Source organism: Paracoccus fontiphilus (assembly GCF_017356265.1).
Taxonomy (GTDB): Bacteria; Pseudomonadota; Alphaproteobacteria; order Rhodobacterales; family Rhodobacteraceae; genus Paracoccus; species Paracoccus fontiphilus.
On record NZ_JAFNAW010000110.1, the window covers coordinates 1 to 12,066 of the forward strand.

Sequence of the window (12,066 nt, forward strand, 5' to 3'; positions counted from 1 at the left end):
GCTTAGGTGTTTTTCTCTTCTCACTCTTACTTAAGCAGGCAAAAAATCCACAGTCCGGGCGCGCTTGCGCGCCGGGGGGGCGCGCCCGCCAGGACGCTGGCGACCCCCCGCCGAATGGACGGGCTGTGGGGTTTTTGAATGCCGTCGGACGCGAAGCCCCTTGTGGGCTGAGCGGACGACTCCGCGTGCGGATGCGCGCGCGGCGGGTGGGGGTCCGGGGGAGGGAAAGCTTCGGACGTCACACCTGTGGCGCGGACAGGATCTGCTGAGAAGGGACGCGGTGCAGAGGCTGCGCTTCAACCCCAAGCTGCACGCCGGCCGATATGAGGTTTTATGGTGCGGCTGAGGCGGGGGTGCGGGGTCAGCCAGGGGTTGTGAGGCAGAGAGGGTTCAGATAACCGCGCTTCCCTAATAAATGTTACTACAGGAATTGACGCAGCCCTTTTGCGTAGTAACATATAAGCATGCAGATCGAGTTCGACTCCGCCAAGCGGCAAGAAACCTTGGAAGACCGGGGTCTGGACATGGCCGACGCCGCCGAGGTGTTCGAGGGCGATCATCTGACGGTGGAGGATGCCCGGTTCGATTATGGCGAGACGCGCCACATCACGATCGGGTTTCTGGGGGGCCGGATGGTGGTTCTCGCCTGGACCCTGCGCAACGGCGCCCGCCGCATCATCAGCATGAGGAAAGCCAATGACCGAGAACAGAAAGCCTATGCCCCGCGATTTCGATGACGAGGTGCCGGACCTGTCGGCGCCCGAATGGCAGGCGGCCTTTGCCAAGGCCCCCGTGCAGCGCGGCCGGCCAAGATCCGAGAGCCCGAAGATCAGCACGACGATCCGGCTCAGCCCGGAGGTCCTGGCCCATTTCCGGGCCGGCGGCCCTGGCTGGCAGACCCGCATCGACGAGACGCTGCGCAAGGCCGCCGGCCTCGATCGCTAACCGGCCACAGGCCTGACAGGGCGAAAGATCACGTCGGGATTGCGACTTTGCCATCCTTAAGCCGGCTGTTTGGCGTCTACGATCTGTAACGCTTGCCAAACAGACCATTCGGCCAGCCTAGGCTGGCTCAATAGTCTGTCCGACCTGTCAGAGTGGCAGGAAAGGGAAGTGTCAAGCAGTTGACACAACGGACCCCGGCTTCCGGAATACACTCCTTTCACGCAGTTTATTGAAAATGTCCCTGTTTGCTTATCAAAAGGCAAAAGATGTATTCTCGTCAGCACCCATCTTCTTCCCCATTTCATGAGCCTAAAAAACGACTGACGGCCGATGAATGGGAGCTTGATTATGGACGCCTTGAGCGCCTATCAGCACAACGAGGTTTATCGCGCCCTTTATGAAAAGCTTGGAGGAGCCCAGGCTCACGAAACGCTGCCGTTCCACCACAGGGCGGCACCGGCAACTTAGGGGCGTTCCCCAGGTGGACCGGGCCTGCGGCCCGCCCTTCGGGCAAATGGTTAGGGCGAACCGGCTGCAGCAATCTGCGGCGGCTTTGCGCTTGAAGGAAGCGGGTCCAAGATGCTCTGTCTTCCCGCCGAGATCTGTAACGCTCGCCAAACAGCCCGCTCGGCCAGCCAGGACAGGCCCAATTCCCGCATTTGGCAGTGTAACGATGCCAAATTGCATTTCCTGCTACAGTCCGTCCTCTCAGTGGCAGTCTGGCAGTCTGGCCGGACGGGCTAGTGCCCGTCATCCCAGGCGTCGTCCTTCGGCTTGATCCGATGCTCAACCCCGGGTTCGTCCCTGACCTGCTCCTGGACGACCGGTTTCGCCTTCGGGGCATGCTCGATTGCAGGCTTGAGCTGTATTCTGGTTCTGGTGGGAGCCTTTGCCTTGACGGTGGGCTGTGCCGCCGGAGCATCGAGCGCCTCCAGGGCCTCCTTGGCCGCCGTCTGCAGGCGGGTCATGAAGGCTTTCTCATCCAGACCGTTTTCCCGGGCAAAGGCGCGGCCGCCTGCCACCATGCCGTCCTGGATCGCGCCCAGACGGCGGTTCTGCTGGGCAATCAGCTCGGCCCGGGTCTCGGTAGCTTTCAGATCGCGTTGCAGCCTGCGGTTCTCGTGCTGAAGCTTGCTCAACTCCGTCTGCATCTTCGGCGTGCCGGTGATCTGCTGCTTGAGGGCGAAGACCTCGGCCGCGTGATCGCGGTTCTCCCGATGCCGAGCCGCCTGGACGCCTCTGAGAGCGTCTGAGGCGGCCTCTGAGGCCCGTTGACGCCATTCCGCGTCCGTCTCACCGCCTATGCCCAGAATGGCCCCTTTGCGGCGCTCTGGGAGGCTCACAGCGGCGTCCGGGTCGCTGAGATGGGCATAGGCCCTCTGGACCCGCTCGTGGCGCGCCGGAGAGCCTTGCAGGCCGCGTTCCAGCCCATGCACCTTGCCGACCCGCTCCGCGAAGTCGGTCTGCATGGCCGAGAGCCTTTCCCGGCTGCCGACGATGGCGCGGGCGTTCAGCTTACCGCGCTCGTCGAGGGGAATGGTCATCACCGTCATGTGCGGCGTGGTCTCATCCCGGTGGATCACCGCGGAAAGGACGTTCTCGGCCCCGTGGCGAGCCTTGAGCCAGTTCAGGGCATCGCTGAAGTAGGCATCCTGCTCCTGCCGGCTCATGGCCTTCAGGGCTTCGGGAGAGCCGCCGACGAAGTATTCCAGCCCGTGAACGGCATTGCTGCGGATCTTCTCGGGGGCGCGGTCCTTCCAGGCATCGAGGACGGCCTGGCTGGTGTCGCCGCCGACCAGGACGGTGTTGTCGGGGGTGCGCCGGGTGTCGGCATTGGGCGTGTCGCGTTCCCGGAAGGTGTGCTGGAGACTGGCGCCCATGTTGCCCAAGGTCTTGATCTTGGCGCAGCGGAGGATCGCAAAGCTGCGCGAGGCGCCGATATGGGGCATTCTGCCCCCGATGCGGCGATCGAAGTGCAACCGTTCCTCATCGTCTCGCGCGCCCATGAACCGACCTTCTGAAGGAAGGTTTATGTGTACTCACTAGACAATTCGGCACAAGGCCAAATTGTCCGCTCGCCCCGCAACACGGGGAAGGGCCACATAAACCTTCCTGCAGAGGGTCTCGCGTTGAGGAAGTGTTCGCGGCGGCGTTTCTATTCGGCCTCAGTTAGCCCTGCTAACCAAACCTGCGCCTTCGCAACTGGACTGTTACTTCCTCAGACAGTTCATTCATGAACGCCTAAATGAAATTGAAGCCATGGTAACCGGCCCACGGTATTGTTTGGCCCGCTTCTGGATCATTATGCCAGTGGGCTGCTTGGCTTCAGGTGCTTAATGCAACCCCAAATTCTAAAGAAGAATTGAGAGAGGGAGTAAGCCCCAACTTCAGGGGCTTACTTTTAAACTTCTCAATTTAGCAAGCCGTCTTCTTCCAAACGTTTATATGCCTCACGAATGGCATTTTCTTGGAACAGATTGCGTTTGTTTTCGTTCCAGGTCGCCATTTCCGAAATAATTTTCTCGATCGGTGAATGTTTCTCGTGATTTGCCAGCCAATGCACCGAAGACAGAAGCTCTAAGCCATAAGGACTTTCATATCCTTGGATCAGATGATCCAAACGTTCTATAATCTTGATGTCGACCTCAGGATGATGGGTCAGATATTCGTCAGCAATAGCGTATCCTGTAGGTGTAACTTTTGATAGCCGATCTCCCTCAACAAAACCTTTGATCATTCCATGTTTTTCGAGAGAGATGTACGATTTTCTTAGGGTCTCCGAGTAAGGGCCGTGGAGATTGCGAGAGAAGTCCAGCTTCAGATTTACCCCAAGCGCTTGGATGAAGTAGGCGATTTTCTGCAACGAAACACGATCAAAGGCACCATCGAAATATTTTTCGAGGTCGCCGAGTGCCTTCAAAAGAATTGCGCGCCCCGTTGTCATGTTGAGCGTAGCTTCCGTAAATTCTGGGGCTTCTGCGGCATTCAAAGGTTCAAATACTACGACATCTACATCATTAAGATGGCCGAGCTTTTGCATGATAAGAGGCTTCACCTCCGACCAATCTAATCCTCCATTTCCGCACCCTAAAGGAGGCATGGCAATAGACTTTATACCAAGTCGCTCAATCTCAGTAGCTAGTGCATCGAGCCCGTCTTCCACATAGGAAATTTTGGATTTTGCTTTCCAGTGGTCCTTCGTGGGAAAATTGACCAGGTAACGAGGACCAGTACTCCCGAACATGTGCATGTTCTGGAAGGTAAACATTTGGCCAGGACGCAACCCTTTCCGGGCGCATAACGTTTTGTATTCTTTGTAATTATCTGGCCATCTGACTTTGAACTCATGGGCAACGCCCTTGCCCATAACGCCCACACAGTTGACCGTGTTCACAAGGGCTTCTACCGGCTCTGCGAACATGTCGCCATTTTTGAATTTTACAGTCATGTCCAATAGCAATCCCTTTTGACATAGATCGGCAGGGCGAGCCTGGCTGCGTTGATGAGAGGCTGTAGTGTATGTTTCATGTTGTCGGTCTTGACAACAATGCAGTCTAGCACACTCAGCGGAACTTCGTGATGAACGAGAAATTCGGCCATTCGTTGCTTAGAACGGTTCATACGACCCTGTACGGCGGCGTCTTTGAAGTACCGACACACACCAGGGTAGCTTAATTCGTTGATCGCTGCCTTGAGAGGTGGATCATCGAACACTGCCCAGTTGACGTGATGCTCAAGGCGATCAAGGTTCTGCTCTAACGTTGGGATAGGAGCGTTAGCATTCAAGGCAATGTCGCTAAAGCAGTACGTCAACCCTGCGGCATGGATCCTTTCTGGATGTCCAACAAAGAAGATCCTGTCGTCTTCATTTGAGTTACCTAGAGCAGTTCCATCCGGTGCTCTGACCGTCACGTTTCCTTGGGCGATAGTATATGTGAATGATGTTAAGGGACTGAAATAGAACGGAACGTAATCGTTCACCACTCCGCCGCAAGGCATCGTGTAAACATTAGAATTTCGTCTGTCCACAATTTCCCCATATGAGGCTTGGTGGCATAACTGAGCTGGCGCATAATTCTTAGCTCTAATTGCTCCATCAGCAATAAAGCGAGATACATCGCGATAATCTACCTGGCGAAAAATAAAGCGTTGTGGCAACGCTATCCCTCCAATTTCTACATTTTCTCATTCACTTAGACCAAGGCCACCAAGGTTTTTTTACAGGCTTTGGTGCTGGTAATATTCGTCGAAGATCGTTGATATGCTTCTCTCGTTCTTCGGCAAGGGCTTCCGCCACCGCAGCTCTTTGCTCAGCCTCGGCAAGTTGTGCTTTGAGGTGAGCTATTTCTTTAGAATAGCTATTGTCACTTGGAGCATCTTGAGTAGGATCTTTAACCGGCTCTTTAGAACGTGGCTTGTACAGCCTTGCTATTTCAGAGGGGTCAATTGTCCAATGTCCTTGCCCGTCCTGAACACCAGAAATCTTACCTGATTTCAATGCTTTCTGTAGTGTTGGCCGGGAAACATCGAAGTGTTTTACAGCCTCTCTAAGGGATAAGTTTACCACCAGAAACCTCTCAATCTTTCTGGCCAATAGTGGTATAGTTTGCCCGGTCAAAAGCTTCTTTGCTTCGAATGCGATATTCACGAAGGAAAGCTACTCTATCTCCCTTAAAGAAGAGTGCCGGGTTAACCCAGTATTCGTTTGGTGAGCGAGGAAACAGAAACTGTTTTTCAAGTAACTCCTTCAGGCCTTTGTTGAAGGTAAACTTCGACATGCCAATTGAACGGCCGTCTAATCCCTCTCCAAACCAATAGAGCCTAACACTGTCAGAGAATCCTCCGGTCATTTTAGCCTTTTGGTACTCCATCAGAACAGCTTGGAACACTCTGGCTCCTGTATGGCTCAGATCAAAGGCCGCCTTTACACCATCGGCAAATACTTTGACGAAGTGTGCTTCATCCTTCTCTTCAATGACATGGATAATAGAGGACCCAACAACTTCACCTGTATCTGGATCAAGCAGATCCTTAGGGGTGGATCTAGTGCGCACGGTTTTATGCTTGGTCGTGATCTCGCTGCCAGCAACAAAGGGGTTGGCATCAGGTTTGAACGGCAGGGCCCTAAGATCAAAGCTCATATAGGTTTCCCCTTGTTGTAGCCCACGATGGTCTACAATTTTTTCCAATTTTTTACTCGATCAATCTATCTAGGCTTTCTAGCCATATCAAGCAAAAATCCTGAAAATTTACTAGATACATCGAGAGACTCTGCTCGATTGATCTAGCAGAGTTACTTGATCCGGGTCTAGTAAAATCAATAGCTTAGGTGTTTTTCTCTTCTCACTCTTACTTAAGCAGGCAAAAAATCCACAGTCCGGGCGCGCTAGCTTAGGTGTTTTTCTCTTCTCACTCTTACTTAAGCAGGCAAAAAATCCACAGTCCGGGCGCGCTTGCGCGCCGGGGGGGCGCGCCCGCCAGGACGCTGGCGACCCCCCGCCGAATGGACGGGCTGTGGGGTTTTTGAATGCCGTCGGACGCGAAGCCCCTTGTGGGCTGAGCGGACGACTCCGCGTGCGGATGCGCGCGCGGCGGGTGGGGGTCCGGGGGAGGGAAAGCTTCGGACGTCACACCTGTGGCGCGGACAGGATCTGCTGAGAAGGGACGCGGTGCAGAGGCTGCGCTTCAACCCCAAGCTGCACGCCGGCCGATATGAGGTTTTATGGTGCGGCTGAGGCGGGGGTGCGGGGTCAGCCAGGGGTTGTGAGGCAGAGAGGGTTCAGATAACCGCGCTTCCCTAATAAATGTTACTACAGGAATTGACGCAGCCCTTTTGCGTAGTAACATATAAGCATGCAGATCGAGTTCGACTCCGCCAAGCGGCAAGAAACCTTGGAAGACCGGGGTCTGGACATGGCCGACGCCGCCGAGGTGTTCGAGGGCGATCATCTGACGGTGGAGGATGCCCGGTTCGATTATGGCGAGACGCGCCACATCACGATCGGGTTTCTGGGGGGCCGGATGGTGGTTCTCGCCTGGACCCTGCGCAACGGCGCCCGCCGCATCATCAGCATGAGGAAAGCCAATGACCGAGAACAGAAAGCCTATGCCCCGCGATTTCGATGACGAGGTGCCGGACCTGTCGGCGCCCGAATGGCAGGCGGCCTTTGCCAAGGCCCCCGTGCAGCGCGGCCGGCCAAGATCCGAGAGCCCGAAGATCAGCACGACGATCCGGCTCAGCCCGGAGGTCCTGGCCCATTTCCGGGCCGGCGGCCCTGGCTGGCAGACCCGCATCGACGAGACGCTGCGCAAGGCCGCCGGCCTCGATCGCTAACCGGCCACAGGCCTGACAGGGCGAAAGATCACGTCGGGATTGCGACTTTGCCATCCTTAAGCCGGCTGTTTGGCGTCTACGATCTGTAACGCTTGCCAAACAGACCATTCGGCCAGCCTAGGCTGGCTCAATAGTCTGTCCGACCTGTCAGAGTGGCAGGAAAGGGAAGTGTCAAGCAGTTGACACAACGGACCCCGGCTTCCGGAATACACTCCTTTCACGCAGTTTATTGAAAATGTCCCTGTTTGCTTATCAAAAGGCAAAAGATGTATTCTCGTCAGCACCCATCTTCTTCCCCATTTCATGAGCCTAAAAAACGACTGACGGCCGATGAATGGGAGCTTGATTATGGACGCCTTGAGCGCCTATCAGCACAACGAGGTTTATCGCGCCCTTTATGAAAAGCTTGGAGGAGCCCAGGCTCACGAAACGCTGCCGTTCCACCACAGGGCGGCACCGGCAACTTAGGGGCGTTCCCCAGGTGGACCGGGCCTGCGGCCCGCCCTTCGGGCAAATGGTTAGGGCGAACCGGCTGCAGCAATCTGCGGCGGCTTTGCGCTTGAAGGAAGCGGGTCCAAGATGCTCTGTCTTCCCGCCGAGATCTGTAACGCTCGCCAAACAGCCCGCTCGGCCAGCCAGGACAGGCCCAATTCCCGCATTTGGCAGTGTAACGATGCCAAATTGCATTTCCTGCTACAGTCCGTCCTCTCAGTGGCAGTCTGGCAGTCTGGCCGGACGGGCTAGTGCCCGTCATCCCAGGCGTCGTCCTTCGGCTTGATCCGATGCTCAACCCCGGGTTCGTCCCTGACCTGCTCCTGGACGACCGGTTTCGCCTTCGGGGCATGCTCGATTGCAGGCTTGAGCTGTATTCTGGTTCTGGTGGGAGCCTTTGCCTTGACGGTGGGCTGTGCCGCCGGAGCATCGAGCGCCTCCAGGGCCTCCTTGGCCGCCGTCTGCAGGCGGGTCATGAAGGCTTTCTCATCCAGACCGTTTTCCCGGGCAAAGGCGCGGCCGCCTGCCACCATGCCGTCCTGGATCGCGCCCAGACGGCGGTTCTGCTGGGCAATCAGCTCGGCCCGGGTCTCGGTAGCTTTCAGATCGCGTTGCAGCCTGCGGTTCTCGTGCTGAAGCTTGCTCAACTCCGTCTGCATCTTCGGCGTGCCGGTGATCTGCTGCTTGAGGGCGAAGACCTCGGCCGCGTGATCGCGGTTCTCCCGATGCCGAGCCGCCTGGACGCCTCTGAGAGCGTCTGAGGCGGCCTCTGAGGCCCGTTGACGCCATTCCGCGTCCGTCTCACCGCCTATGCCCAGAATGGCCCCTTTGCGGCGCTCTGGGAGGCTCACAGCGGCGTCCGGGTCGCTGAGATGGGCATAGGCCCTCTGGACCCGCTCGTGGCGCGCCGGAGAGCCTTGCAGGCCGCGTTCCAGCCCATGCACCTTGCCGACCCGCTCCGCGAAGTCGGTCTGCATGGCCGAGAGCCTTTCCCGGCTGCCGACGATGGCGCGGGCGTTCAGCTTACCGCGCTCGTCGAGGGGAATGGTCATCACCGTCATGTGCGGCGTGGTCTCATCCCGGTGGATCACCGCGGAAAGGACGTTCTCGGCCCCGTGGCGAGCCTTGAGCCAGTTCAGGGCATCGCTGAAGTAGGCATCCTGCTCCTGCCGGCTCATGGCCTTCAGGGCTTCGGGAGAGCCGCCGACGAAGTATTCCAGCCCGTGAACGGCATTGCTGCGGATCTTCTCGGGGGCGCGGTCCTTCCAGGCATCGAGGACGGCCTGGCTGGTGTCGCCGCCGACCAGGACGGTGTTGTCGGGGGTGCGCCGGGTGTCGGCATTGGGCGTGTCGCGTTCCCGGAAGGTGTGCTGGAGACTGGCGCCCATGTTGCCCAAGGTCTTGATCTTGGCGCAGCGGAGGATCGCAAAGCTGCGCGAGGCGCCGATATGGGGCATTCTGCCCCCGATGCGGCGATCGAAGTGCAACCGTTCCTCATCGTCTCGCGCGCCCATGAACCGACCTTCTGAAGGAAGGTTTATGTGTACTCACTAGACAATTCGGCACAAGGCCAAATTGTCCGCTCGCCCCGCAACACGGGGAAGGGCCACATAAACCTTCCTGCAGAGGGTCTCGCGTTGAGGAAGTGTTCGCGGCGGCGTTTCTATTCGGCCTCAGTTAGCCCTGCTAACCAAACCTGCGCCTTCGCAACTGGACTGTTACTTCCTCAGACAGTTCATTCATGAACGCCTAAATGAAATTGAAGCCATGGTAACCGGCCCACGGTATTGTTTGGCCCGCTTCTGGATCATTATGCCAGTGGGCTGCTTGGCTTCAGGTGCTTAATGCAACCCCAAATTCTAAAGAAGAATTGAGAGAGGGAGTAAGCCCCAACTTCAGGGGCTTACTTTTAAACTTCTCAATTTAGCAAGCCGTCTTCTTCCAAACGTTTATATGCCTCACGAATGGCATTTTCTTGGAACAGATTGCGTTTGTTTTCGTTCCAGGTCGCCATTTCCGAAATAATTTTCTCGATCGGTGAATGTTTCTCGTGATTTGCCAGCCAATGCACCGAAGACAGAAGCTCTAAGCCATAAGGACTTTCATATCCTTGGATCAGATGATCCAAACGTTCTATAATCTTGATGTCGACCTCAGGATGATGGGTCAGATATTCGTCAGCAATAGCGTATCCTGTAGGTGTAACTTTTGATAGCCGATCTCCCTCAACAAAACCTTTGATCATTCCATGTTTTTCGAGAGAGATGTACGATTTTCTTAGGGTCTCCGAGTAAGGGCCGTGGAGATTGCGAGAGAAGTCCAGCTTCAGATTTACCCCAAGCGCTTGGATGAAGTAGGCGATTTTCTGCAACGAAACACGATCAAAGGCACCATCGAAATATTTTTCGAGGTCGCCGAGTGCCTTCAAAAGAATTGCGCGCCCCGTTGTCATGTTGAGCGTAGCTTCCGTAAATTCTGGGGCTTCTGCGGCATTCAAAGGTTCAAATACTACGACATCTACATCATTAAGATGGCCGAGCTTTTGCATGATAAGAGGCTTCACCTCCGACCAATCTAATCCTCCATTTCCGCACCCTAAAGGAGGCATGGCAATAGACTTTATACCAAGTCGCTCAATCTCAGTAGCTAGTGCATCGAGCCCGTCTTCCACATAGGAAATTTTGGATTTTGCTTTCCAGTGGTCCTTCGTGGGAAAATTGACCAGGTAACGAGGACCAGTACTCCCGAACATGTGCATGTTCTGGAAGGTAAACATTTGGCCAGGACGCAACCCTTTCCGGGCGCATAACGTTTTGTATTCTTTGTAATTATCTGGCCATCTGACTTTGAACTCATGGGCAACGCCCTTGCCCATAACGCCCACACAGTTGACCGTGTTCACAAGGGCTTCTACCGGCTCTGCGAACATGTCGCCATTTTTGAATTTTACAGTCATGTCCAATAGCAATCCCTTTTGACATAGATCGGCAGGGCGAGCCTGGCTGCGTTGATGAGAGGCTGTAGTGTATGTTTCATGTTGTCGGTCTTGACAACAATGCAGTCTAGCACACTCAGCGGAACTTCGTGATGAACGAGAAATTCGGCCATTCGTTGCTTAGAACGGTTCATACGACCCTGTACGGCGGCGTCTTTGAAGTACCGACACACACCAGGGTAGCTTAATTCGTTGATCGCTGCCTTGAGAGGTGGATCATCGAACACTGCCCAGTTGACGTGATGCTCAAGGCGATCAAGGTTCTGCTCTAACGTTGGGATAGGAGCGTTAGCATTCAAGGCAATGTCGCTAAAGCAGTACGTCAACCCTGCGGCATGGATCCTTTCTGGATGTCCAACAAAGAAGATCCTGTCGTCTTCATTTGAGTTACCTAGAGCAGTTCCATCCGGTGCTCTGACCGTCACGTTTCCTTGGGCGATAGTATATGTGAATGATGTTAAGGGACTGAAATAGAACGGAACGTAATCGTTCACCACTCCGCCGCAAGGCATCGTGTAAACATTAGAATTTCGTCTGTCCACAATTTCCCCATATGAGGCTTGGTGGCATAACTGAGCTGGCGCATAATTCTTAGCTCTAATTGCTCCATCAGCAATAAAGCGAGATACATCGCGATAATCTACCTGGCGAAAAATAAAGCGTTGTGGCAACGCTATCCCTCCAATTTCTACATTTTCTCATTCACTTAGACCAAGGCCACCAAGGTTTTTTTACAGGCTTTGGTGCTGGTAATATTCGTCGAAGATCGTTGATATGCTTCTCTCGTTCTTCGGCAAGGGCTTCCGCCACCGCAGCTCTTTGCTCAGCCTCGGCAAGTTGTGCTTTGAGGTGAGCTATTTCTTTAGAATAGCTATTGTCACTTGGAGCATCTTGAGTAGGATCTTTAACCGGCTCTTTAGAACGTGGCTTGTACAGCCTTGCTATTTCAGAGGGGTCAATTGTCCAATGTCCTTGCCCGTCCTGAACACCAGAAATCTTACCTGATTTCAATGCTTTCTGTAGTGTTGGCCGGGAAACATCGAAGTGTTTTACAGCCTCTCTAAGGGATAAGTTTACCACCAGAAACCTCTCAATCTTTCTGGCCAATAGTGGTATAGTTTGCCCGGTCAAAAGCTTCTTTGCTTCGAATGCGATATTCACGAAGGAAAGCTACTCTATCTCCCTTAAAGAAGAGTGCCGGGTTAACCCAGTATTCGTTTGGTGAGCGAGGAAACAGAAACTGTTTTTCAAGTAACTCCTTCAGGCCTTTGTTGAAGGTAAACTTCGACATGCCAATTGA

Annotated in this window: 14 protein-coding genes; 4 read left to right on the top strand and 10 right to left on the bottom strand. The window is 54.9% G+C overall.

Annotated elements, in window-relative coordinates; all coding sequences use genetic code 11:
- Nucleotides 1–464 precede the first annotated feature (464 nt).
- Nucleotides 465–737 carry a BrnT family toxin gene (locus tag J0F76_RS19570; RefSeq protein ID WP_207472063.1) on the top strand — a complete coding sequence of 91 codons (273 nt, stop codon included), beginning with the start codon at nt 465–467 and terminating at the stop codon, nt 735–737.
- The gene (locus tag J0F76_RS19575) at nt 718–945 is read left to right on the top strand and encodes a BrnA antitoxin family protein (RefSeq protein ID WP_207472064.1); all 228 of its coding nucleotides are present in this window, start codon (nt 718–720) and stop codon (nt 943–945) included. The genes J0F76_RS19570 and J0F76_RS19575 overlap by 20 nt, the downstream gene beginning before the upstream one ends.
- Before the next feature lie 740 nt (nt 946–1,685).
- Here the strand turns inward: J0F76_RS19575 and mobV (J0F76_RS19580) are convergent.
- The 5 genes from mobV (J0F76_RS19580) to J0F76_RS19600 all read right to left on the bottom strand — a co-directional run bounded on the left by mobV (J0F76_RS19580) (nt 1,686) and on the right by J0F76_RS19600 (nt 6,086).
- Entirely contained in the window at nt 1,686–2,951 is a 1,266-nt protein-coding gene (gene mobV, locus J0F76_RS19580) for a MobV family relaxase (RefSeq protein WP_207472065.1), read from the bottom strand.
- Between the two features lie 404 nt (nt 2,952–3,355).
- Entirely contained in the window at nt 3,356–4,393 is a 1,038-nt protein-coding gene (gene darG / locus J0F76_RS19585) for a type II toxin-antitoxin system antitoxin DNA ADP-ribosyl glycohydrolase DarG (RefSeq protein WP_207472066.1), read from the bottom strand.
- Nucleotides 4,390–5,103 (bottom strand): DarT ssDNA thymidine ADP-ribosyltransferase family protein, encoded by a 714-nt coding sequence (locus tag J0F76_RS19590; RefSeq protein WP_207472067.1) that lies wholly within the window; start codon nt 5,101–5,103, stop codon nt 4,390–4,392. The genes darG (J0F76_RS19585) and J0F76_RS19590 overlap by 4 nt, the downstream gene beginning before the upstream one ends.
- Before the next feature lie 31 nt (nt 5,104–5,134).
- Nucleotides 5,135–5,593 carry a helix-turn-helix domain-containing protein gene (locus J0F76_RS19595; protein ID WP_207472068.1) on the bottom strand — a complete coding sequence of 153 codons (459 nt, stop codon included), beginning with the start codon at nt 5,591–5,593 and terminating at the stop codon, nt 5,135–5,137.
- Nucleotides 5,523–6,086: a hypothetical protein gene (locus J0F76_RS19600; RefSeq protein ID WP_207472069.1), complete on the bottom strand. Its 564-nt coding sequence runs from the start codon at nt 6,084–6,086 to the stop codon at nt 5,523–5,525. The genes J0F76_RS19595 and J0F76_RS19600 overlap by 71 nt, the downstream gene beginning before the upstream one ends.
- A gap of 712 nt (nt 6,087–6,798) precedes the next feature.
- Between J0F76_RS19600 and J0F76_RS19605 the strand changes: the two genes are divergently transcribed.
- Both J0F76_RS19605 and J0F76_RS19610 read left to right on the top strand, forming a co-directional pair.
- Entirely contained in the window at nt 6,799–7,071 is a 273-nt protein-coding gene (locus tag J0F76_RS19605; protein WP_207472063.1) for a BrnT family toxin, read from the top strand.
- Entirely contained in the window at nt 7,052–7,279 is a 228-nt protein-coding gene (locus tag J0F76_RS19610; protein ID WP_207472064.1) for a BrnA antitoxin family protein, read from the top strand. Before J0F76_RS19605 ends, J0F76_RS19610 begins: the two co-directional genes overlap by 20 nt.
- Before the next feature lie 740 nt (nt 7,280–8,019).
- Here the strand turns inward: J0F76_RS19610 and mobV (J0F76_RS19615) are convergent.
- The 5 genes from mobV (J0F76_RS19615) to J0F76_RS19635 all read right to left on the bottom strand — a co-directional run.
- A complete protein-coding gene (mobV, locus tag J0F76_RS19615) occupies nt 8,020–9,285 on the bottom strand; it encodes a MobV family relaxase (RefSeq protein ID WP_207472065.1) in 1,266 nt (421 codons plus the stop codon).
- A 404-nt stretch (nt 9,286–9,689) separates the two neighbouring features.
- The gene (gene darG, locus J0F76_RS19620) at nt 9,690–10,727 is read right to left on the bottom strand and encodes a type II toxin-antitoxin system antitoxin DNA ADP-ribosyl glycohydrolase DarG (RefSeq protein ID WP_207472066.1); all 1,038 of its coding nucleotides are present in this window, start codon (nt 10,725–10,727) and stop codon (nt 9,690–9,692) included.
- On the bottom strand, nt 10,724–11,437 hold the full coding sequence (locus J0F76_RS19625; protein ID WP_207472067.1) for a DarT ssDNA thymidine ADP-ribosyltransferase family protein: 714 nt from the start codon (nt 11,435–11,437) through the stop codon (nt 10,724–10,726). Before J0F76_RS19625 ends, darG (J0F76_RS19620) begins: the two co-directional genes overlap by 4 nt.
- A gap of 31 nt (nt 11,438–11,468) precedes the next feature.
- Nucleotides 11,469–11,846 carry a helix-turn-helix domain-containing protein gene (locus J0F76_RS19630; protein WP_207472070.1) on the bottom strand — a complete coding sequence of 126 codons (378 nt, stop codon included), beginning with the start codon at nt 11,844–11,846 and terminating at the stop codon, nt 11,469–11,471.
- Nucleotides 11,847–11,856: 10 nt separating this feature from the next.
- Nucleotides 11,857–12,066 (bottom strand): helix-turn-helix domain-containing protein (locus J0F76_RS19635; RefSeq protein ID WP_278250458.1); only part of this gene is annotated, 210 nt, incomplete at its 5' end.